Origin of the sequence: Vibrio sp. 10N.247.311.12 (assembly GCF_041467515.1) — a bacterium.
Classification (GTDB): domain Bacteria; phylum Pseudomonadota; class Gammaproteobacteria; order Enterobacterales; family Vibrionaceae; genus Vibrio; species Vibrio crassostreae_C.
Genome location: NZ_JBFSUV010000015.1, coordinates 62119 through 84078 on the forward strand (window position 1 = coordinate 62119; position 21960 = coordinate 84078).

20 protein-coding genes are annotated in these 21960 nt (G+C 44.2%); 9 read left to right on the top strand and 11 right to left on the bottom strand.

The window, feature by feature from the left end; genetic code table 11:
• Nucleotides 1-48: 48 nt before the first annotated feature.
• From AB6E30_RS08740 to AB6E30_RS08750, 3 genes are all read right to left on the bottom strand, one after another.
• Nucleotides 49-342: a YkgJ family cysteine cluster protein gene (locus AB6E30_RS08740; protein ID WP_080582263.1), complete on the bottom strand. Its 294-nt coding sequence runs from the start codon at nt 340-342 to the stop codon at nt 49-51.
• A gap of 175 nt (nt 343-517) precedes the next feature.
• On the bottom strand, nt 518-1702 hold the full coding sequence (locus AB6E30_RS08745) for a D-alanyl-D-alanine carboxypeptidase family protein (protein ID WP_017064476.1): 1185 nt from the start codon (nt 1700-1702) through the stop codon (nt 518-520).
• Between the two features lie 178 nt (nt 1703-1880).
• The gene (locus tag AB6E30_RS08750; RefSeq protein WP_136981894.1) at nt 1881-2468 is read right to left on the bottom strand and encodes a DUF4136 domain-containing protein; all 588 of its coding nucleotides are present in this window, start codon (nt 2466-2468) and stop codon (nt 1881-1883) included.
• A 268-nt stretch (nt 2469-2736) separates the two neighbouring features.
• Here AB6E30_RS08750 and AB6E30_RS08755 point away from each other — a divergent pair, with 268 nt between their 5' ends.
• Complete coding sequence (locus tag AB6E30_RS08755) at nt 2737-2991, top strand: YgjV family protein (RefSeq protein WP_017068159.1); 255 nt, start codon at nt 2737-2739, stop codon at nt 2989-2991.
• A gap of 135 nt (nt 2992-3126) precedes the next feature.
• Here AB6E30_RS08755 and AB6E30_RS08760 read toward each other — a convergent pair whose 3' ends face one another.
• Both AB6E30_RS08760 and AB6E30_RS08765 read right to left on the bottom strand, forming a co-directional pair.
• Nucleotides 3127-4590 carry a diguanylate cyclase domain-containing protein gene (locus tag AB6E30_RS08760; protein ID WP_372103297.1) on the bottom strand — a complete coding sequence of 488 codons (1464 nt, stop codon included), beginning with the start codon at nt 4588-4590 and terminating at the stop codon, nt 3127-3129.
• 294 nt (nt 4591-4884) lie between these two features.
• Complete coding sequence (locus AB6E30_RS08765) at nt 4885-8052, bottom strand: chitinase C-terminal domain-containing protein (protein WP_017072213.1); 3168 nt, start codon at nt 8050-8052, stop codon at nt 4885-4887.
• Between the two features lie 476 nt (nt 8053-8528).
• On the opposite strand from AB6E30_RS08765, the gene AB6E30_RS08770 reads away from it, so the two are divergent.
• Complete coding sequence (locus tag AB6E30_RS08770; RefSeq protein WP_102320755.1) at nt 8529-10115, top strand: BCCT family transporter; 1587 nt, start codon at nt 8529-8531, stop codon at nt 10113-10115.
• On the opposite strand, the gene AB6E30_RS08775 is transcribed toward AB6E30_RS08770, so the two are convergent.
• The 5 genes from AB6E30_RS08775 to AB6E30_RS08795 form a co-directional block, all read right to left on the bottom strand.
• The gene (locus AB6E30_RS08775; protein ID WP_347231776.1) at nt 10059-10484 is read right to left on the bottom strand and encodes an N-acetyltransferase; all 426 of its coding nucleotides are present in this window, start codon (nt 10482-10484) and stop codon (nt 10059-10061) included. The two genes, AB6E30_RS08770 and AB6E30_RS08775, sit on opposite strands and share 57 nt — an antisense overlap.
• 118 nt (nt 10485-10602) lie before the next feature.
• Nucleotides 10603-10752, bottom strand: coding sequence for a hypothetical protein (locus AB6E30_RS08780; RefSeq protein WP_017062658.1), 150 nt, complete (start codon nt 10750-10752; stop codon nt 10603-10605).
• 94 nt (nt 10753-10846) lie between these two features.
• Nucleotides 10847-11203: a hypothetical protein gene (locus AB6E30_RS08785; RefSeq protein ID WP_102320754.1), complete on the bottom strand. Its 357-nt coding sequence runs from the start codon at nt 11201-11203 to the stop codon at nt 10847-10849.
• 213 nt (nt 11204-11416) lie between these two features.
• Complete coding sequence (locus AB6E30_RS08790; RefSeq protein ID WP_102320753.1) at nt 11417-12664, bottom strand: RidA family protein; 1248 nt, start codon at nt 12662-12664, stop codon at nt 11417-11419.
• Nucleotides 12665-13233: 569 nt separating this feature from the next.
• On the bottom strand, nt 13234-14118 hold the full coding sequence (locus tag AB6E30_RS08795) for an AraC family transcriptional regulator (protein WP_017062661.1): 885 nt from the start codon (nt 14116-14118) through the stop codon (nt 13234-13236).
• 193 nt (nt 14119-14311) lie between these two features.
• Here AB6E30_RS08795 and AB6E30_RS08800 point away from each other — a divergent pair, with 193 nt between their 5' ends.
• The 6 genes from AB6E30_RS08800 (at nt 14312) to AB6E30_RS08825 (ending at nt 20276) form a co-directional block, all read left to right on the top strand.
• On the top strand, nt 14312-15460 hold the full coding sequence (locus tag AB6E30_RS08800; RefSeq protein ID WP_372103299.1) for an iron-containing alcohol dehydrogenase: 1149 nt from the start codon (nt 14312-14314) through the stop codon (nt 15458-15460).
• Between the two features lie 225 nt (nt 15461-15685).
• Nucleotides 15686-16432 (top strand): amino acid ABC transporter ATP-binding protein, encoded by a 747-nt coding sequence (locus AB6E30_RS08805; RefSeq protein ID WP_029224268.1) that lies wholly within the window; start codon nt 15686-15688, stop codon nt 16430-16432.
• Nucleotides 16432-17229, top strand: coding sequence for an amino acid ABC transporter permease (locus tag AB6E30_RS08810; RefSeq protein ID WP_372103302.1), 798 nt, complete (start codon nt 16432-16434; stop codon nt 17227-17229). The genes AB6E30_RS08805 and AB6E30_RS08810 overlap by 1 nt, the downstream gene beginning before the upstream one ends.
• A 12-nt stretch (nt 17230-17241) precedes the next feature.
• On the top strand, nt 17242-18051 hold the full coding sequence (locus AB6E30_RS08815) for a transporter substrate-binding domain-containing protein (RefSeq protein WP_372103305.1): 810 nt from the start codon (nt 17242-17244) through the stop codon (nt 18049-18051).
• 138 nt (nt 18052-18189) lie between these two features.
• Nucleotides 18190-19113, top strand: coding sequence for an amino acid ABC transporter permease (locus AB6E30_RS08820; RefSeq protein ID WP_102320750.1), 924 nt, complete (start codon nt 18190-18192; stop codon nt 19111-19113).
• 218 nt (nt 19114-19331) lie between these two features.
• Nucleotides 19332-20276: an ADP-ribosylglycohydrolase family protein gene (locus tag AB6E30_RS08825; protein ID WP_102320749.1), complete on the top strand. Its 945-nt coding sequence runs from the start codon at nt 19332-19334 to the stop codon at nt 20274-20276.
• Between the two features lie 63 nt (nt 20277-20339).
• Here AB6E30_RS08825 and AB6E30_RS08830 read toward each other — a convergent pair whose 3' ends face one another.
• Nucleotides 20340-21221, bottom strand: a complete 882-nt coding sequence (locus tag AB6E30_RS08830; RefSeq protein WP_017062668.1) for a LysR substrate-binding domain-containing protein — start codon at nt 21219-21221, stop codon at nt 20340-20342.
• Nucleotides 21222-21323: 102 nt separating this feature from the next.
• Here AB6E30_RS08830 and AB6E30_RS08835 point away from each other — a divergent pair, with 102 nt between their 5' ends.
• A complete protein-coding gene (locus AB6E30_RS08835; protein ID WP_102428566.1) occupies nt 21324-21935 on the top strand; it encodes a LysE family translocator in 612 nt (203 codons plus the stop codon).
• Nucleotides 21936-21960: the final 25 nt, after the last annotated feature.

Here is a 21960-nt window from a genome sequence, read left to right on the forward strand (position 1 = left end):
CACAGTTCATTAGCGTACTTTAGTTACTGAGTTCAATACTGCAGACGCCTAGCCCATCACATCTTTGCGCTGGTCAACACATTCGAAAGAGCCCATTTCGAACTCGCGACAGATCCATGGTCGGTTTTCGTAGATAGTACACATCAGTGTTTCTCTATCTACCGCAGAACACCAGCCGTCGTCTAAGCGCTTCATGGTTTCACCGCCCCATTCATCATAAGCGATGTGCTCTTCAGGTACGCCCGTATCTGTGATGATCATAACCTCTAAACGACAACAGCATGCCTGACAATTTGCACAGGTTACTTCGGGTTCGGTTACGTTCTTTATATCTATCGTCATAAGTGACTACACTGCTAAATTTTGCGTATAGTAATCGAAACCGCCCGCTACGGCTAATAAAGATAGTGCGGCGCGGCGTTTTCATTGATGTAGAAATAACAAAGGGCGCTGTGATTCACTCACAACACCCATAATATTTCGACTTTTCAGCGCGGCTTATCGCCACAGGCTCTATTTAGAACAGGCTCGCGAAGAACAGCTTAACGTAGTCTATTAAACGTTTGAACAAACCGCCCTGTTCAACCGCTTCAAGCGCGATCAAAGGCTGAGTTTGAACATCTTCGCCATCAACGGTGTAATGAACCACACCTAGAGTTTGACCTTCTGCAATTGGCGCTTTCAGTTCAGAGTTAAGCTCGATAGATGCAGTCAGCTTTTTACTGTCTGACTTAGGCAACGTAATGAACGTGTCTTCTGCCACACCTAATTTCAATGTGTCTTGCTCACCAAACCATACCTTCTCTTCAGCCACTTGATCGCCGCCTTTATGCGGGTTTAGTGTATCGAAGAAACGGAAACCGTAGCTCAACAGCTGTTTGCTGTCTGATTCACGGCTCTTAACGCTTGATGCGCCCATCACAACCGCGATAAGTCTCATCTCACCTTGTGTCGCTGAACTCGCCAAACTGTAGCCAGCACCAGAGGTGTAGCCCGTTTTCATGCCATCAACGGTTAAGCTTCTATCACGCAACAAGCCATTACGGTTATGTTGAGTGATGCCGTTGTAACTGAAAGAGCGTTCGCTGTATAAGCCATACACATCCGGTAAATCACGAATAATGGCACGACCGAGTAACGCGATATCGTAAGGAGTCGAATAGAGGTCGTCTGCATCCAAACCATGTGCATTGGCAAAATGGGTGTTTTCTAGCTTCAGAGAGGTAGCCCAAGAGTTCATCAGGTCAACGAATGCATCTTGTGAGCCTGCAACATGCTCTGCAATCGCAACGCTAGCATCATTACCGGATTGAATAATCAAGCCACGATAAAGATCCATCATTGCTACATCGGTGTTTACTTCGATGAACATTTTTGAAGAGTCTGGGAAGTTCTTCGCCCACGCGTTCTCACTGATTCGTACCTGATCATCAGCAGAGATGTTGCCTCGCTTCATCTCTTGACCTGCCACATAACTGGTCATCAGTTTGGTCAAGCTTGCTGGGTTTAACTTCGTATGTGCGTTTTTTTCTACCAGCACATCACCAGAATTAAAATCAATTAATACATACCCTTTTGCGCCTAGGCTAGGTGGGCTTGGTACTATAGAAGGTGCTGCGATAGCTGCATTACTTACCATCGCGGCGTTACTTACAATGAATATACTTAATAGAGGGAGAGAGTATTTGGAAAACAGTTTCATTGAATCAAACCTAAGTTAACGTTTTGAGCAGTATAGACAAATGCTAGCAAAAGAAGCGCGAACTTTACGTTGCTTTACGTATTTGTACCATTCGTTACAAATAAAAAAGTATAATCTGCGATCTGACCATATTTTCCACAACTAATATTTACTCCACGAATGCATTCAACGCCTAATGCTATCGCTCAGGCATGCGTCTAAATAACATTTCAACAAAGCCAGTAATACGCTGTTTGCTCTCGCTTGGCTCTAAATCAGGTTGGATGCCAGACTGTGCTAATGCTTGCCATTGTACGACCTCTGAGTTAGGTACGAAAAACGCAATGTACAACGACCCTTTCTCCGCGACTTTACCTTCACCATCGTAAAATGGCACACCAGTAGATAGCCTAATCGCATCGAAGATAGACTCATCGTTCAGTTCCGATTCTTCCGCTAATCCAAAGCCTACAACAACATCACCGACACCATCCTGCTTTAACTGATAACCTTTACTTGAGAGCTGTTCTTGAATCGAATCACGCACTAAATCGGTTACCACGGTTTCATCGTATTTTTGAGAAAGGTAAACCTTTTCTGACTCAGGGTGCCAGGAGTACGTCATCACGCCGTGTTTCATGAAACCAAAGTCACCGCTAGTGACCACACCATAATTGTGTGTGGGTGGTATTTCTTGCGTAGAGCATGCGGTCAGCCCAATAGCCATCAAAGCCAATAGTGCTGCTTTTTTTATGCTTTTTGTTGCACAAATGGATCGTTTTATCATTCGAGGCTTTCTTACCTATATAAGAATAACTATCAATTCAACCTCCAACATAAATAGTAATTATGTTAATAGAAAGGTCATTAAACGTTTGCGTAATCGCTAACCTTCACCTCTGTCTGTTTTGGGGGTTTAATCACAAAAACAGAGTTGGTATAGTTCTCCCCGTTAAACAAAACCAGACCATTCGAGGCACGGAGCTTCCTCAATCATCTCATGAAGAGAAGAATTGGTACCGACAAAGTATCGGCAAATTTAAGAGGGTCAAACAATGGAATTCAATATGGTTGAAATTTTAGGTTACGCTGCGTCTATTATGGTCGCAATTTCATTAACAATGAAAGATATCGTTCGTCTGCGTGTCCTTAACTTTATTGGCTGTGCACTCTTCACAGCATACGGCATCATGATTGACGCATGGCCAGTTGCAGCCACCAACGGCTTTATCGCTTGTGTAAACATCTACTTCCTTGCAAAAATGCAAAAGGAAAAAAAAACGGAAGCGATGAAAGCAGCGAAAGCTTAAATTAACGATTAGCCTTTCAAATAATTCTGAAAAAGCCCAAATAGAGCGATCTATTTGGGCTTTTTTGTGTTTGTCGTTCTCAAGAGCTCGATTTGTGTGAACAAAACTTTTCAATTCAATGAGGCTTTCAACCGATCATATGTAAGCAACGTGATATTCGTTCTCTCGATACGCTTGAGTGTTGTTACGTCCACTCTCTTTTGCTTGATAAAGCGCTTTGTCGGCTTTATCGATAGCGGTTTCAATGTCAGTCAGTGCTTGAGCATGGCAACAACCAGCGCTGATTGTTACTGGCGACACTAAGCCTTGAAGTTGCTCAACACATAACCGTAACGCCTCTGATAATTCGAATAACTCATGTTCATCACAATCAAACGTCACCAAAATAAACTCTTCACCGCCATAGCGTGCAATCAAACGACGACGGTTAACAAATCTCTTCAGTGATTTTGCGACCTCACAGATAACCCTATCGCCTTGAGCATGACCATATTGATCGTTCACCCGCTTGAAATGGTCAATATCCAGCAAAATGACACCGACATTTGTTAGCGGATAAGGCGACCTTTGAGTAATTTTCAGTTTTAGCTGCTCGATAAAACTCCGTCGGCTAGGAAGGCCTGTGAGGTAATCGAGGCTCGCAACATCCAATATTTTGAGATGACGATGCCGCAGGTAAAGCACCAGAACAACAATGATACTCAGTAGACTAACAACCAACGTCATCAAACTTGCCAACAATAAGCTGTGGTTCTTGTTGAGCTCTTGTTCTAAGACACCAGCAGAAATAACCCAATTAAGATACGGATAAAACTTGTAGAAGATGTTTTTACTCGTCGTGCCATCTGCCGTAGAGATAGAGTAACTAAAGTGACCTTCAGGTTCATCGGCGACTTTATCGATAAGCAACTCTGAAGAGTCATCAATCAAGGTTTTTAAGTGCTCGTGTTCAAAGTTAGGTTGAAGGACTAACGTGCCTTGTAAATCAACGATATATACATAGCCACTATCGCCATACGAGTACTTTCTCAATTTGTCTTTAAGTGCTTCGAGATCAACCAGGTACATCAGTTCATCTTTATAGGTGGTCGCCACCAATGTATTGCCACTCGGTAGCCTCACTGAATATGCGACCTTCGCACGCTTGCCAACTTCATGTGGATTGGCGTGCGAGTATTGGGTCATTCCAGACTGTAAGCTCAGTTGTTGTTGAATATGGGTTAAATGCGCGCGATTTTTCCCTTGTAAAAACGGGTGATATAGATGAATACCTTGTGGTGACATCAGGTAGATATAACCAGACTCTCCAATCACCAATTCGTTGGCAATTCGAATGACTTCTTCAACTTCTTGTTCTGGAGAGACACGCAGTGCGTGAGAGGCGACGGTATCAGTCACACCTTTTAGATAGGTTTTGATCGCTTCGTTGACTGTGGTGTCTACGATGTCGTAACTCGCGTTCACAATAGTACGAAAGAAGAATTGGTTGGATTCTAATAGTGATTCTTTCGTTCGGTTGAATTGAACTGCAGAGAGGAGCAGAGAAACTACGGCCAGCACAATTGAGAAACTAAGAATGTATTTACGTCTGACTTTCAAGATTACCCCGTAGATTTATAATTTCAGGTAACGCTGTGACTTCTCTTATATACAGACTGTTTTATATCATGTTTTTATTTTTTACTGAACGAGTGTCGATATTTTTAAGGGTTTCTATACGTAATCTGTGACTTATAACAAAAACGCCGAACTGGATTCAGTTCGGCTTTTTGATTTTACGTCTAGATTGATTACTTAATTGATACTAATTCCTGATAAATAGACTTAAAAGCATTTGTGTTTATTACCTATTACTACACTCTATTGTCTATAAATAGTTTGCTTAGCATTAAATTAAGAACAAACTTGAGTCCAGCTACCATCGCTACCCGGTTCAGAACTTGTCCACCAGTTTGCTTGGTAAACACTACCGTTGTGAACCACTTGGTCTCCTGTGTTTGCATGGCTTGGGTTACCTGCCCAATCTTTCTGAGGTAAGTCTGGGTAAACCGCTAAACCTGCCGTATCACATGTACCTGGATTGGTGCCACCATCGCCAGGGTTACCGCCACCTGAACTGATATCACCTAATGGTAGATCTGGCTGCTCGAAGCTAAACGCGTAATCAACGCCACCGACATTCACCGCGTAGTTAGCAGGGCCAGAAATTGGCAAGTAATACACCATGTCTAACTCATACACACCGCCAGCAGGAAGCTCTTCCCATGTCGGCAACGTAAACGCCACTCGGTGCATGGTTCCATCTAGTCCACCGATGTTATCCGCGCGAGTATGACCTGAAGCAATCACGGTCAAACCACCACCCGATTGATCTTTCGCGTTATCAGGTGCAGATACTGGGATATCGAATTGGAACTCAGTTCCACCCGGAAGAGCTTGCCCTGTGTTGTTCGTGAACGTGATCTTAGGGTTGATTGGGTAGTTTTGGTCACCGACTTTGAAGCCACCAACCGATACCGCGATATCTAGCGCTTCTGTTGGAATAGCACCCGTCGCTACTTTGTTTCCATATGGTGTTGCAGACTTAAACTTATCGTAGATAGCTTTCGTCATGGTGTTACCCATGTGGAACTCACCGTTACCGCTGTTACACGCTTGCTCAGTCGTATCGATAGAGCTTCGGTTGCCATTCGCATCGAGAACATAACAGTTATAATCCCCTGCTAGTTCCCAGAACATAATGCCGCCGATCTCTTTGTCGATAACGTAGTCCGCTTTCACGTCGATAGACTGTTTATCTTCTGTTGAAAGGAATACGCCCTTCTCTGCGTTCCACAACCAAGGGGCAACCGCCACACTGTCGTAGTTTCTCGTGTAAGTGCCCGTTAGAACATCTGAAGGATCATTCACAGGATCAAGCTTGTAAGCTTCAGCGTAAGAGCCCCAAATACCCTTCTCTAGGTTCTTCGCGTGCCACATAGGGTTAGAACCCGCGCCCATTTCGTTACCTTTTGGATCGGTATCGTGCCACATGTTGTCGATACCAATAGCGCCATGGCCACAGTTGTTTTTCTCGCCTTCACCCGTACCCGCTGAACATTCAGATTGGTTTGGCAGTGCTGCTCGGCCCCAAAGACCATTCTCACCACCCGTTACGCCTTGCCAACCACGAGTGTAGTAAGGCACACCGATGTTAATACGGCCTGCTGGCATAGAACCACGGAAGTAATGGTAAGCCCAATCCGTGTTCAGATAACCAATACCACCGTAAGCCGCCGTGTCGTATACGTTCCACTGCGCTAGCTCTGAATCTTTACCCGTATCAAACAAGGCTGCGTTATGACCTACGTGATCGTTCCACGCACCGTGAAGGTCGTAAGACATGATGTTTACGTAATCGAGGTACTTGGTTACATCGAATGTTTCCATACCGCGTAATAGGTAACCAGAAGAAGGCGCTGCAATCGTTAACATGTAGTGATTGCCATCTTGCGCAGACGCCGCATCGAGCTTCTCACGTAGCACTTTCATCAACACTTGGTACGACGCCCACAGGTATTGACGACGCGGCTCCATGAAGTCTTTGTCGTATGGGTTACCTGCGCCAGCCATAGAAGTTGGGTATTCGTAATCGATATCTAGACCATCGAACTGGTACTTACGCAGCATTTCGACCGCTGAAGTCGCGAATGTTTCGATACCTTGATGGTTGATAGAACCATCAGCATTGGTCGTCATGGTGTAGAAACCACCATCAGCCACGCGGCTGCCATCAGTCGCGAAGTGACCACCTGTTTCAGCCCAACCACCGATTGAGATTAACGTTTTCACGCCGTGTTTTTTCTTCGCTGTCGCTAATGCACCGAAGTGACCTTTGAAGCCTAATGCCGGATCAACTTCCACACCCGGCCACTCTTTACCAACCGCTGCGTTATTTGGATCGTTTACATCACCGACGTTTACTTTGCCATCTGAACCGATGCTCACGAAAGCGTAGTTAATGTGTGTGAGTTGTTCCCAAGGAATATCATTTACTAGGTAAGCAGCTTGTGGATCATCCCCTGCACGCCAACTTGTGAAGTAACCAATGACACGACGGGGATGGTCTGCGCCCATTTTCTCACGGCCTTCATCATCGTAAATTGTACAGTAAGGAACATCGACACCTTGAGTTTGATATAAGCCATCAGGGCGACATGTGCTCACTGTTGGAGCGCCGTTCACGGTCAAAGATGCCAACGCAGAATCTGCAGTCGCACCTTGGTCGTCTGTTGCTTTCGCGTAAACCGCTAAAGAACCCGCTTGAGTTGTTGTGTAATCTAACGTGTAAGGGCTCGTTGCAGCAGTGCCCACAAGAGCACCCGCTACGTAGAAATCAACCTTATCAACCGTGCCATCGCTATCTGCTGCCGTTGCTGTCAGTGTGACTACACCACCAACATCAACAGATGTCACTGAAAGTGCAACTGAAACTGTCGGTGCTTCATTCCCTGGTTGTGCTGAATCAACAGAAACAGAAACCGCACTTGCAACACTTGCTGCGCCTTCATTATCCGTTGCAACAACAGAAACCTGATGATTACCCGACGTTGCAGCCCAAGTCGCTTCGAAAGGTGCCGCTGTGACTACCGCAACAGATGCGCCATCAACAAAGAACTCAACCGAAGCCACACTGCCATCAGAATCTAGTGCTGTTGCACTCAATACAACATTATCGCCTTCAGTAATCACGTCAGAAGCAGAGGGTGCCGTTAATGAAGCCGTTGGTACTTCATTTGGCGTACCGCCACCTCCGCCACCACTACACACATCAATCTTTTTCCATTGTGCATAGTCACCCTCAAATTGGCTCGGGTTGTTATTTTGATTCCAGTAATTCGCTGAGTACGCGCTGCCGTCATGTGAAACCTGATCACCACCGGTGTACACCGTGGCGGAATCCCACGCTTCTAACGTTGAACAATCCACAGCCGCGTAGCTGTTGAACGCCATTAAGCATGACGCGGTGAGAGTACTGAGTGTAAAAACCTTCTTGGCCACTCTTCCTTGGTTTAGGTGCATGTTAGCTGTCCCTTAAGTTATTGTTTCAAGATGCTTAATTTAAGTGTCATATTTCTCATCACTTAAATCTCTTCGCAAAACAACTGTAGGTAACAGTGCCAATTTAACACCTAAAATATTCGATATTTATAAAATGACTCGCATTAATTTGTTTATAGCATGCAATGAGTCGACACTTATTTTGCACGAACAACTAATATTAAATTTATTTCGGTACGCTAAAAAATATCGCCTAATTCGTATCCTTAATTACAAAACTCTATTCATATCTGCTTTATTTGTTCGTTCTGAAATTTCGTTTTAAAACTAACCAAAAGGGATTGATTTCGCCGTAGAACTGATTTCTTTTCTAAATTTGCCCACTTTTCCTTAACAATTGTGGTAGTATCGCGGATTTTTTTGACGAACCTCACATTTCCAATGCAAGTGTGGGAGAAATACATAGGCTCGAAAGAGCCAAATATAGCGAAGAAATAATGTCCAACTTGACGCAAGTCGCCAACGAAAACATCAACGCAGAATCTACTTCTATCGATTTCAATAAAGCTCAATCTTTGGGTGAAAAACTGGAACTCGGAAACCCAGTCTTTTGGCTTAGTGGCAGTTTTTTAACCCTCTTTGTCATCCTAGCCTTCACCAACACCTCCGTGTTGTCCGAACTTGTAAACATCGGCTTTAGTTATTCAACTAAATGGTTCGGTGCTTTCTGGCAAGTCCTACTACTTCTCAACTTCATTATCGGTTTAGTGCTTGCACTAGGTCGCACTGGCCACGTTCGCTTAGGAACGCTTGCCCTACCTGAAATGACCACCTTTAAATGGATGTCTATCGTCCTATGTACGCTGCTAGCCGGCGGTGGGGTGTTCTGGGCAGCCGCAGAGCCTATTGCTCACTTTGTTTCAGCTCCGCCACTGTATGGCAACGCAGATCCTCAAGCGATGGCGTTCAATGCTCTATCACAATCTTTCATGCACTGGGGTTTCCTTGCATGGGCAATCTTAGGTGGTTTGTCTTCCATCGTGTTAATGCACTTGCATTACGACAAAGGCCTTCCTCTTAAGCCTCGCACTCTGCTTTACCCAGTACTTGGCGACAAAGCGATTAACAGTTGGGTTGGTAACGTTGTCGACGCATGCAGCATCGTGGCTGTAGCCGCAGGTACTATCGGCCCTATCGGCTTCCTTGGCCTACAAATCAGCTACGCACTGAGCGAACTGTTTGGCATTTCAGACAGCTTTGCAACTCAAAGTGTTGTTATTATCTTTGCTATCGCAATGTACACGCTTTCTGCTTTGAGCGGCGTGAACAAAGGTATCCAACTGGTAAGCCGTTACAACATCATCTTGTCTGTGTGTCTAATCGGCTACATCCTTCTTGTTGGCCCAACGAGCTTCATCGTTGATGGCTACCTGCAAGGTATGGGCGAAATGGTTGATAACTTCATCCCAATGGCGCTATACCGCCAAGATACAGCATGGCTAGGTGGCTGGACTGTGTTCTTCTGGGGTTGGTTCTTAGGTTATGGCCCAATGATGGCGATCTTCATTGCTCGCATCTCACGTGGCCGTACTATTCGCCAAATGATCGTTTCTATCAGCATCGTTGCACCGCTTGTAACGTGTTTCTGGTTCAGCATCGTTGGTGGTAGCGGTTTAGCGTTTGAATTAGAGAACCCAGGTGTGATCTCTAGTGCATTCGAAGGCTTTAACCTTCCTGCTGTGCTACTGGCCATTACCGCTCAACTGCCGTTCCCGACTTTGATTGCAATTCTGTTCCTGATCCTGACGACCACGTTCATCGTGACAACAGGTGACTCAATGACTTACACAATCAGTGTGGTAATGACGGGTACGACAGAGCCAAACGCAGCGGTACGTACCTTCTGGGGTATCATCATGGGTGCGGTAGCGATCACACTTATCTCGATGGGTTCAGGCGGCATCTCCGCTCTACAGTCGTTCATTGTAATCACAGCGGTTCCGGTATCGTTTATCTTGCTCCCGAGTCTATGGCACGCGCCGAAGATCGCGAAGCAGATGGCAAGAGATCAAGGTATCGCTTAATACCTGACCCGATTTAGTTTCGGGTAGCGTAGCGTTAGAACCGATCGTGACGTTGTCAGCTATCAAGGTACGCCCCCAACTTTCAGGATTAGGATCTGGCTTGCCCTCTTTGAATAAGTCGTTGGCAAACATGACTCCGTGACCAACAAAGCAGTCACTTCCAATGGTCACATACTCACAGATAAAGGTGTGAGATTGAATCTTGCTTCTCGCACCTATCACGGTGTTCTTTTGATTCTCAACAAAGGGGCCAACGAACACATCATCTTTAAGCTCACAGCCATAAACGTTACTTGGCTCGATGATAGTGACATTCTCGCCACAGGTAATATCAGTAATCTGTGACTTTAATACTCTTGGACTTGCCATACTTCACTTCCTCTCGACATTAGCGTCACAATTCAACCTAAGAGATTGTGCCGTAAGCATTAAAGTGCAGCAAATAGATATGTTGAGAGTTGGCAATGGATCAGAAATTCTGCATAAATTAAAACAGTCCTACCAGCACAACTGACAACAGCACCCCACCGATAAAACTTGGGGCGTGGAATGGCTGAGCTTTAGATCTAACGTACTCTTTTTGAAGGTCTTCTTGGTAAGTTTTAACGGCGAGTTCTTTTACGTAGTTATTTTGCATAATAAGCTCCTTCTTAATCAGTAAGAGAAGCTTAAGACTTGAAGTTAGGTTGAGGTAAAGCAAAAAATCAGATTAATTGAACACTTTATTTTTGTTACTCGAGGATTACCCTGAACACATCGTTATTCACGCCGCCAACATCTACTAACTCTCCCGGTTTCATTAGAAGCGAGGTGTTAAGCTGTCGTGTTGAACGTGGCTCTTTTGTTTCTCGAATCACTAACATATCGACAAAATAGCCAGAGTCTTTCTTTGATATTGAGCCCGAAAACGTAACGCTTTCAACCCTATCGGCAAGGACTGAACTGAATGTTTTATCCTCTAAAACACCTGCGGCGATGGATGTATCACCATAAAATAGCGTGATGGTTGTTGGGTCGGGTACCAACTCTTGATTGGACGAACACCCTATTAGGGTAAGGCATAGCAGTAAAATGGCTCGAAATTGCATAAACTGGTTTTCTTTATTACGTTAAGCGTCTGTTTTTCATATTAAAACACTTCAACCTTATAAATACCATGTTTACGGGATAAGCTTAGGTGTGTCGCTTCGATGGACTTGAGTAATGAAGTGAACGGATCAGATCTCGGCCTGTTGAGTTTGCTCCCTATTTGGAAGCTAAACCGAGATCTGATCGATATTATCGAGAAGGGTTCAATTGATTTATGCAACAACGTCTTGTGGAGGTGTCCCTTCACAGTTAGAAACGACAGCATCAATTTGTACTAAAGCATTCATTGGGATTTCTGAAACCCCTACTACCGTTCTTGCAGGCAGCTCAGCATTAAAGAATGTGGTGTAGACTTCGTTTACCACATCAATATCTGAAATATCCTTAAGTTGAATATTAATTTTCACCGTATCGTCCATGCTATGGTCAACGCTTTCAATTATCGCCTTAATATTGTTTAAACATTGTTCCGCTTGTTCTTTTACCCCGCCAGCAACGATTTCATTTGTTTTCGGATCTAAAGGTAATTGGGCTGAAATATGATTGTAGTGAGAGAAAGCAACAGTATGCGAATAAGGCATGAATGGTGCAGAAACAGTATTATTGGTTTCAATAACCAGTAAGCGAGTGTCTTCTGGTAATTGCGGCGGTGTACCGTCGCCATGTGAAATGGATGTATCAATTTGAATTAAAGCACCCATTGCTAATTCAGCTGCGTTAACAACAGTACGAGCAGGAACGTAGCTTGGGAAGAATTTAGCACATACTTCATTTACCACTTCCGCATCTGCGATATTTTTTAGGTAGATAGTCGTTTTAACCACATCATTCATGACGTGTCCGATGCTTTCTAAAATAGCTTTAATGTTTGATAGACATTGCGCTGTTTGCGCTTTGATACCACCATCAACCAACTCACCTGTGGCTACATCTATAGGCAACTGAGCTGAAAGATTGTTGTAGTGAGAAAAGGCTGCAGTCTGCGTAGACACAGCACTTTGAGGTGCGTTATCCGTATTTCTTGAGACCTTAATTAGCGCGCAAGGAGCTTGTGGTTTAGTGCCTTCACCGTTAGAAATGAGAGCATCCATTTGAACCAGCGCATCGCTGTTTGTCAGTGCAGCGACACCCACGACAGTGCGTGTTGGCAGACTGTTGTGGAAGAAGCTTTTGTAAACTTCATCAATAGCATCGATATCAGAAATATTCTTAACGAAAACATTAATCTTCACGACATCATCCATAACATGGTCGATGCTTTCAACAATCGCTTTAATATTATTCAAACATTGTGCTGCTTGATCTTTAATATCACCGATGACTATTTCACCCGTTTTAGGGTCAATCGGAAGTTGAGCAGAAAAGTTATTATAATGAGAAAAAGCGACCGTTTGTGTAGATACAGAATTAATTGGTGCGTTTTCAGTGTTTCTTGAAATTTTAATGATATCGCTACTCATCGGTATTATCCTTTAAATAAAATAGGTATACGTATTTATATTTAACAATCGTATTTGGAAGAATGATTAAAGTAGCACCATGTTAAGTGAATTATTTTAGGGTAAACGTGATATCCATCAGACTCTCAGTTGACTATAAATCAGCAAGTTACAGAATAATTAGTCATCAAACGACTAATTATCCGTTGTACTAGGCTTTATCAACTGCTAAATTATCTTTAATTTTAAGTCTATTCAATAATCCTGAATACTCTCTCTGATAGTACGGTGAGTAATTCCAGAATTTTAGATAATATTTGATAGGTTGTTCACACAAAAACTTCGTTAATAGCTAAGTTAGTGAGTTTCTCCCCTATACCTGTGCATAAACTCTTAGGCTATTTAATTAATTATTTTCGAGAGCTTATTTTATATAAGTACGTTAATAATATATTCGAGAATCAAATACCTACAATCTGACAATGCCTATGATTAGATACATTTACTCATATAATTCAACAAATATGAGCAATCGTCACCATAGCTTTTGGCATTATAGCTCTCAACACATAGTTTCGTTGAAAGAAGAACTAAACCGCTCTTGGAGTAGTATTGAAGTGGCGCTTAAATTCGCGGCTAAATTGAGATGGGCTGGAGTAACCGACTCGACGTGCAGCATCACTAATACGAAGGCCTTCTAGTTGAATCAGCTCTTTGGCTTTGTTGAGCCTAACCTTCTTCAAATATTGCAGTGGTGATTCAAAAGTGACATTACGGAATGCATAGTGGAAGGCAGACACGCTCATGTTGGCTTCGTCAGCGAGCGATTGAACAGTGATGGTTTGGTCGTATTCTTCATGCACTTTAGACAGCGCTTTAGCGACACGTGCGTAATGGCCATCATGATGAGCTAAATCAAACAGCACACGCCCTTCTGAACCGGTTAATGCGCGGTAGACAATCTCTGTCACCATCGCATCGCCCAATATATTGGCTTCAATGTCGCAATGCAGCGTTTTCACCAACCGGGTAAAGCTCTCTAGCATTTGCTCTTCCATCGGCGTCGATTCTAAGCCACTCGAGTTCTGTTTGTGCTTGTTGCAATAACTTTCTAAGAAGCCTTGGTCTTCGAGCTTTTTCACTAAGCTATGTAAACGTTGAGAATCAATGCTTATCGACAAGCCAAGCAATGGTTCACCATTAACAGGCAAGGCTTCGCACTCTAACGGCATTGGCACACCTACCACAAGATAATCACCTGCAGCGTAAGTCACTGGCCTTTCGCCAATGTAGATGTTCTTTTTACCCTGTCCGAGCATGATAATGCCAGACTGGTAAGTAAATGGCTGACGCTGATTCCCGCCACTGCTTCGATACAACCACACACCGCTAATTTCAGTTTCTCTGATCCCTTCAAGGTCATCCCAACCTTTGTGTTCAACATAAGACTGTAATAACTGAGCGAGTGTTTTCATAAGTGGCGACTTTCCATTCTAAGTGCTAAGAGTAAGTTAGCTAAAGCAGAGGAAGAATATCAAGTTTGTAGAAATAGGCAATTTATTTGGAGGAACAGCTCTTCATTGACCTAGATTACTGTACTAATATGCAAATATAGAAATTGAGCAATAAACCAAAATAACAAATTTCGCTTTACACAAGGAATCTCTGATGCAATTTACTTACGTTAACCCTACTGTTATCCATTTCGGTCAAGGCCAAATCAACGCTATCAGCCAAGCGGTTGATACTTCAAAGAAAGTACTAGTCATCTATGGTGGCGGCTCAATCAAGAGCAACGGTGTTTACGACCAAGTTGTAGAGTCTTTAAAAGATCACTCTTGGATTGAGTTCTCTGGCGTTGAAGCAAACCCAACCAAAGAGACGCTAGACAAAGCAGTCGCTCTTGTTAAAGAAGAAAACGTAGAGTTCATTATCGCTGTTGGCGGTGGTTCAGTAATCGACGGTTCTAAATACGTTGCTGGAGCGGCTAAATACGACGGCGACGGTTGGGATATCCTAACGGGCAAACACCAAGTAACTGAAGCGACGCCAATCGGCGCGGTACTGACTCTTCCTGCGACAGGTTCTGAATCTAACATGGGCGCGGTAATCACGCGTAAAGCGACTCAAGAGAAACTGGCATTCATGAACCCTGCAGTACAGCCTAAGTTTGCGGTTATGGACCCAGATGTAATGAAGTCTCTACCTGAGCGCCAGCTGATCAACGGATTAGTTGATGCGTGGGTTCACGTATGTGAGCAATACATCACGATGCCAACAGACGCAATGGTTCAAGACGGTTACGCAGAAACACTGCTTAAGAACCTACTTGTACTGGGTAAGCAATACGACGAGCGTGACAACGATGCATGGCGTGCAAACCTAATGTGGACAGCAAACCAAGCGCTTAACGGCCTGATTGGTACAGGTGTTCCTCAAGATTGGGCAACTCACATGATTGGCCACGAATTCACTGCACTATGGCACGTAGACCACGCACGTTCGCTTGCGATTGTTCAACCTTCACTACTTCGTAACCAAATCGAAGCGAAACGTGGCAAGCTAGAGCAAATGGGTCGTAACGTATTTGGCTTAGAAGCGGGTGCTGATTTAGCAGAACGCACAATCGCTGCAATCGAAGCGTTCTACCACAGCCTAGACGTAGCAACCATGTTCGACGGCTACGAAACAAACAAAGCAACGGCGATTGACAATGTTGTTGCTCAACTTGAATCACACGGCTACCTACAACTTGGTGAGAACCAAGCAATCACGCCAGAGAAAACACGTGAGATTCTAGAGTCTGCGATTCACTAAGAATCGGGAAAATAGAGAGAAAGTAAAGATATTGGTCATACAACGATGAATTTTCACATCTGACTGAACCCATTACTTTTTTCTTTCGTACAACAGAAGCAGCGTTCATTTTGGGCGCTGCTTTTTAATTTGCCCTACAAGATGCTATTAAATTCTCATAAGTCCCTAATTTTATGTGCAATCATATTTCTATATTGTTAAGGTAAACCTGTCTCTTTACTAGGTATGAACAACGATTTGAACAATCTCAAGGAAATGGTTAAGTTTAAGTCACTTAACAAGTGGTATGGTGATTTTCATGCCCTAAAGGGTATCGATTTAAATATTGAACAAGGAGAGATAGTGGTGATTTGCGGGCCGTCTGGTTCGGGTAAATCAACCTTGATCCGTTGCATCAATCAGCTAGAACCTTTCGAAAGTGGCGAACTTTCCGTGCTAGAACAAGTGCTCCCGAGTAAGTTCAACACACCGGGCCAAGTCGGAATGGTGTTTCAGCACTTTCATTTATTCCCCCATCTTACCGTGCTTGAGAACCTTACTCTTTCTCCAATTCGTACGCTTAAAAAAAGCAAACAAGAAGCCGAAAAGATAGCAATGCACTATCTCGAGCGTGTGCACATTGCAGAACAAGCCAACAAATACCCAGTGCAACTTTCTGGCGGCCAGCAACAACGTGTGGCTATCGCCCGTTCTCTGTGTATGAAGCCGGAATTACTCTTGTTCGATGAACCCACTTCAGCGCTTGATCCGGAGATGATCAACGAAGTACTCGATGTGATGGTTGAACTGGCGAGCGAAGGCATCACCATGGTGTGTGTCACCCACGAAATGGGCTTTGCAAAACAAGTGGCCGACCGCGTTATCTTCATGGATGAAGGACAAATTGTGGAATCGAATACCCCACAAGCGCTCTTTGAAAACCCTCAACATGAACGTACTCAAGCGTTCCTAAATCAGATCCTGACTTATTGATGTTGATTCGAATTATTAAACCAGCCCTTTCCGCTCTAATACAAATTGTTGTACTAGTGGCCGCTGTTGTCTGGATTCTCGATTCTGGCGCACAAACCATGGGATACAGCTGGCAATGGGAGCGCGTGCCGGACTATATTGCTTTCTATGAAGATGGCGAATGGTGGCCTGCAGAGTTAGTTGAAGGGCTACTGGTTACCATCAATATCTCTCTGATTTCTTTGGTCGCGACACTGATCATCGGCTTAACGACGGCGCTATTGAGAAACTCAAATTCTGTGGTTGGACGCACCTTGGCCACCAGCTATGTTGAATTGATTCGTAACACGCCGTTATTAGTACAAATTTATTTGCTCTATTTTGTGTTTGGCCCCGTGTTAGGGCTGGATCGTTTTAGCACTGCCGTTTTGGCCTTGGCACTTTTCCAAGGTGCTTACACCGCCGAAATCTTCCGTGCTGGTTTAAATGGTATTGCGAGAGGACAATTTGAAGCAGCTCAATCTTTGGGTTTATCAAAGACCTATACTTACTGGGATGTGATTCTTCCTCAGGTGGTGCAACGCACCTTGCCACCTTTGACTAATGAAGTGATCTCTCTTATCAAAAACTCTTCGATTGTGAGTGTCATGGCTATCTTTGACCTAACAACCGAAGCCAGAAACATAGTTTCTGAAACCGCGATGCCATTTGAGATTTGGTTCTCTGTGGCGATCATTTACCTTGTACTTACACTTTCACTTTCTGCCGTTGCAGCTTGGCTTGAGCATAAGCTCGGAGCTAACTGGCGAACACAATAAGGATTTATCAGCATGAAGCTATTTAAAACCGCAATTACAGCCCTACTTGCGCTTGCCGTCAGTTTGCCTGCACTTGCTTCTGAAACGCCTAACCTAGACAAAATAAACGAACGTGGCTCTCTACGCGTTGGTATGTCGACATTTGTTCCTTGGGCGATGCGTAACAAACAAGGCGATCTTGTTGGCTTTGAAATCGATGTAGCAAAACGTCTTGCTGAAGATTCTGGCTGGAAAGTTGAATTCGTACCGACGGCATGGGATGGCATTATTCCTTCTCTACTTTCGAACAAGTTTGATGTAATCATTGGCGGTATGTCTATCACTGAAGCTCGCGCTAAAAGCGTATTGTTCACTGAACCTTACTCGCACTCTGGCGTTCAACTGGCAGCGAATAAAGAGCTAGCAGAAGGTTTTACACAAATCTCTGATTTTGATTCTCGCCGTGTAAAAATTGCAGCGCGTCGTGGTGCATTCACAGTGCAAGTAGCTCGTGAAACCTTCCCTAAAGCGAAAGTTCTACAGTTCGATGACGATGCTCAAGCATTCCAAGAAGTATTAAACGGCAACGCACACGCGGTTATCGCGTCTAGCCCGAAACCAGAACACGAAGCGATTAAAAACGCAGACACGCTATTTATTCCATTCGAAGAACGCCTATCAAAAGGTAATGAAGCATTTGCTGTGCGCCTAGGTGAAACAGACAAAACTGAGTTCTTCAACGCGTGGATCAAAGCACGTACTGAAGACGGTTGGTTGAAAGACCGTTACGAGTACTGGTTCTCTACTCTAGATTGGCAAGACCAGATTGCTCAAGGTCAGTAATCAACTGCCAATTAGACGCTAAAGAACCAATCAAGGCAGTACCTTGCTGGTACTGTCTTTTAAGAAACACCCGAGATAGCTATAAACTCATAGCCACTCTCACAGCATATTAATTATCATTGTTTAAACAGGAATGACGTGAGTAGTACTAGCGCATTATCAACGCCCAAGCCCAACCTTCACACGAAGCCTTGGTATCAACGCCTCAATCTATTAGATGGAGTGTTGTTTGCGATCATTTTCGCGTTCGCAGGTTGGCTTTATTATCGTTCCGCTGTTGGTATTAACTACCATTGGCGCTGGGAAGATGCGTTTACCCTGATTTTCATTCCGCCTTCTCAAGGCAATATTCCTTACTTTTTCCAAGGCTTGATCGCGACACTGCGCTTGAGTGTTTGGAGCATGGTTTTAGCACTCTCTTTTGGCACATTACTTGGCGTTGCTAGGCACTCTAAAATCGCTTTCTTCAGAACGCCTGCACTGATTTTTATCCAACTGGTTCGAAATATTCCACCACTGGTTTTTGTCTTCATATTCTATTTCTTCGTTTCTAACCAACTGATTCCATTACTTGGTTTAGAAAGTATCTTACGTGAACACAACGGCGAGATTAACGCTGTTCAAGCCTTTCTGTTTGGTCCTGCTAACCTTTGGGAAAACTTGGCGTCTGGTGTTATCTGTATTGGTTTGCTCTCTTCGGCTTACATCGCAGAAGTGATTCGAGCTGGCTTAGAAAGTATTCCTAAAGGGCAATGGGAAGCGGCCGATTCACTCGGCTTATCGGCGTTGTCTAAGTATCGATTTGTGGTTGGCCCGCAAGTATTAACGGCCATCACACCGCCTTTAGCAGGTCAGGCAATTTCTCTAGTAAAAGATACCTCGATTGTATCCCTGATTTCGATTCAAGAGATGACATTTGTTGGCACTGAAATGGCGAACTCTTCCGGTTTGATCTTCGAGATCTGGCTGATTGTTGGTGCGGTTTACTTCGCGTTATGTTTCACCCTTTCACGTATTTTCAAAGTCATTGAACAACGCTCGAGTGTTTACCTTAACCGCTAGTGTCATTGTTTATTTAGACGTGTATTCAAGCGTCTGTTAGATGTCAACATAGCCACCTAAGTCATAATATTCATCCACTTACCCTGATTGGTTTAACTCATTGACCAATCAGGATTAATTGCTTGAAAACTCTCTACTGAAACACAGCAAACCCATCATTTAGTCACTATACTTGAAGTATCAAATTCCATTGGATCTTCTCAAGGACTTCACTCAGCATGGACAATCATAAAGAAAGAGCTTTTTACGCCGTTGTTGGCGCATTGGTTGGAGACGCCGCTTCCATGGGGCTGCATTGGTTGTATGACCAAGAGAGGATCTTGCACGTGGCGGGTTTTGAACCAGAATTTCGCTCACCAAACCAGTTCGATTATCAAGACAAAGGCTACTTCGCCCACCAAGGTAAAACCGCTGGCGACCAATCACAATACGGTGCTCAGTTATTGGCGATGGTCGATAGCCTAGCCGATAATCAACACTACGACGAAGCGAGTTACATTAAGCACTTCCGTTTCTGGTTTGATTTTGGTGGCAGTTGGCAAGGTTACATTGATAAAGCGACTCGTATGAGCTTGCTGAACATACATAAACTAGAGCTAACAGAAGCTCCAATCACAGCCTGTGGCGCTGATGACACCCAGCTACCTGCTGTTTCAAAGCTAATTCCTTTAGTGGCGTGTACTTACACCTCTCACACCTTACCGGCAATGGTAGAGAGTGCGGTACGAGTGACCAACAACAACGACAAAGCCGTGGAATGGGCACAAGCCATCACCTTATTGGTTCAAGCGGCAATTCAAGGCAACTCTCCACTGCAATCGGTAGAAATGGTGCGACAAACTTGTAGCAAGTTCATACACGATCAAATCGACGAAGCACTGGCTGATCCTGAGCTTTCGATTACAGATGCCGCGAAGAAGTTTGGATTGCATTGTGAACTGAGTGCCGCGTTCCCCTTGCTGATTCGCATTATTGCAGGTGCTCAGAGTTATCAACAAGGCATTCGCGACAACATCTTATGTGGTGGTGACAGCTGCGGTCGTGCGATTGTAATTGGCGCGGTATTAGCGGCGTGTTTCTACGAAGGAGATGGCGAAATTCCAACCGAATGGCTAAAACAAGTCGAACTCAATGGTGGCGTGCTGTCTTTGCCTATTGAGTGATTTCCACAACAACGAACTAGAGCCTGACATAAGACAAGCACACTTCTAGGTCGGATGTCGTTCCTATAAAGTTGGAACACACTGCGATAACTCATTCTTCAGCCAAACAACAAACGGGCTTTCTGGCTCTTCATGGTTGCTATCTTGCGTGAGCAATATGTACTGGTGACCAGAAGGTACGAAGCCAAACGGCGCGATCAAGTTACCTCTTTCAAGATCGTCGGCGACAAGTGGATAAGACCCAAGCGCTATGCCTAACCCATCGACAGCCGCCTGAAAGCAAAAGTAGAAGTGTGCAAATGTTTGGTTCGCTCGAGCTTTTGACCACTCTCCACCATTAACTTTATCTATAGTGATAGCACCCCAATGACTCCAAGCACCTGGCCGTGTACTGCTGTGCAGTAATTTCACATCATCTAAGTTATCTTTTACCTGCTGCCAATAACCCGGGGAACACACAGGGCCTACCCACTCTTCAACTAGTGGTATCTGTTCGTAACGCTCGGTTAATTTAAAGTCATCTCGGCGAATCGCCATATCGAGCCCTGTCGCATTCAAGTTCACAGGCCCACCAGCAGTCGACAATCGAACATCAATTCCGGATTCGTTATAGAAATCACCGAGTCGAGGCATTAACCAACGCATGGTCAATGTGGGTTCGCATGAAACTTCCAACGCTTGATGATTCAGCTGATTAAGCTTATGGACTCCAGTCTCCAAGGCTTGGAACGCTTGCTCTGTGTAACCTTTGAGTAATTCCCCTTCTTTGGTGAGACACACATTCCTGCCCTGTTTGTAGAACAAAACTTGGGATAAGTGATTTTCCAATACCTTGATCTGCTTACTCACCGCGCCATGTGTGATATTGAGTTTATCCGCCGCTTCACTGTAACTACTCGAATGCGCTGCTACGTGGAAAATATGAAATGCTTTCAAATGTCTCATGTGTGATTTTTTCTCACAGATAGGTGGAAGTCATTTCGATTATAGGCAGCAATAAAAAACCATACAATGCTGGCTCATCAAATATAAAGAGTTGGAGTCATTATGGAGTGGTTAATCCTAGCAGTATTGGGACTATTGATTGTTATCAGCCCAGGTGCTGATTTCGTTTTAGTTTTGAAAAACAGTGTCAACCAAGGAAGACAAGCAGGGATTTGGACTGCAATCGGTGTGAGTTTAGCGATTTGTGCTCACATCAGTTATTCAATGCTTGGGATCAGTTACTTAATCTCACAGAATGAGCAGCTGTTTGACATGATTAGATACGCAGGTGCAACCTACCTTATTTATCTAGGGCTAAAAGGTATCTTGAGTGCGGACAACAAGCTTGCACCGATGGAAGATGCAAAGCAAAGCACCAGTGTTTGGCGCTATTTAGCCCAAGGCTTCTTATGTAACGTGCTCAACCCAAAAACCATGTTGTTCTTTTTGAGCATCTTCAGCCAAGTCATCTCACCTGATGCAGAAAACCAGCATGTCGCGCTCGGCTATGGGCTTTACATGATCGTTCTTCACGGTTTATGGTTTGGCGTTGTCGCTATGCTGTTTACTTCGAATACATTGCAAAAGCATCTATTGAGAGCAAAGAAAAGGCTTAATCAAGCATGTGGATTTGGCTTAGTGACGTTCGGAGCACTGTTGGCGATTAAATCGTAAACAAGCGAGTCACAAATAGAGAGCG

What these genes read in the sequence shown, in the direction of transcription:
- AB6E30_RS08825 (WP_102320749.1), top strand. Translation starts at nt 19,332, where the DNA reads ATGGACAATCATAAAGAAAGAGCTTTTTACGCCGTTGTTGGCGCATTG.
- AB6E30_RS08770 (WP_102320755.1), top strand. Translation starts at nt 8,529, where the DNA reads ATGTCCAACTTGACGCAAGTCGCCAACGAAAACATCAACGCAGAATCT.
- AB6E30_RS08835 (WP_102428566.1), top strand. Translation starts at nt 21,324, where the DNA reads ATGGAGTGGTTAATCCTAGCAGTATTGGGACTATTGATTGTTATCAGC.
- AB6E30_RS08805 (WP_029224268.1), top strand. Translation starts at nt 15,686, where the DNA reads ATGAACAACGATTTGAACAATCTCAAGGAAATGGTTAAGTTTAAGTCA.
- AB6E30_RS08830 (WP_017062668.1), bottom strand. Translation starts at nt 21,221, where the DNA reads ATGAGACATTTGAAAGCATTTCATATTTTCCACGTAGCAGCGCATTCG.
- AB6E30_RS08775 (WP_347231776.1), bottom strand. Translation starts at nt 10,484, where the DNA reads ATGGCAAGTCCAAGAGTATTAAAGTCACAGATTACTGATATTACCTGT.
- AB6E30_RS08755 (WP_017068159.1), top strand. Translation starts at nt 2,737, where the DNA reads ATGGAATTCAATATGGTTGAAATTTTAGGTTACGCTGCGTCTATTATG.
- AB6E30_RS08740 (WP_080582263.1), bottom strand. Translation starts at nt 342, where the DNA reads ATGACGATAGATATAAAGAACGTAACCGAACCCGAAGTAACCTGTGCA.
- AB6E30_RS08745 (WP_017064476.1), bottom strand. Translation starts at nt 1,702, where the DNA reads ATGAAACTGTTTTCCAAATACTCTCTCCCTCTATTAAGTATATTCATT.
- AB6E30_RS08815 (WP_372103305.1), top strand. Translation starts at nt 17,242, where the DNA reads ATGAAGCTATTTAAAACCGCAATTACAGCCCTACTTGCGCTTGCCGTC.
- AB6E30_RS08780 (WP_017062658.1), bottom strand. Translation starts at nt 10,752, where the DNA reads ATGCAAAATAACTACGTAAAAGAACTCGCCGTTAAAACTTACCAAGAA.
- AB6E30_RS08810 (WP_372103302.1), top strand. Translation starts at nt 16,432, where the DNA reads ATGTTGATTCGAATTATTAAACCAGCCCTTTCCGCTCTAATACAAATT.
- AB6E30_RS08800 (WP_372103299.1), top strand. Translation starts at nt 14,312, where the DNA reads ATGCAATTTACTTACGTTAACCCTACTGTTATCCATTTCGGTCAAGGC.
- AB6E30_RS08765 (WP_017072213.1), bottom strand. Translation starts at nt 8,052, where the DNA reads ATGCACCTAAACCAAGGAAGAGTGGCCAAGAAGGTTTTTACACTCAGT.
- AB6E30_RS08785 (WP_102320754.1), bottom strand. Translation starts at nt 11,203, where the DNA reads ATGCAATTTCGAGCCATTTTACTGCTATGCCTTACCCTAATAGGGTGT.
- AB6E30_RS08795 (WP_017062661.1), bottom strand. Translation starts at nt 14,118, where the DNA reads ATGAAAACACTCGCTCAGTTATTACAGTCTTATGTTGAACACAAAGGT.
- AB6E30_RS08790 (WP_102320753.1), bottom strand. Translation starts at nt 12,664, where the DNA reads ATGAGTAGCGATATCATTAAAATTTCAAGAAACACTGAAAACGCACCA.
- AB6E30_RS08750 (WP_136981894.1), bottom strand. Translation starts at nt 2,468, where the DNA reads ATGATAAAACGATCCATTTGTGCAACAAAAAGCATAAAAAAAGCAGCA.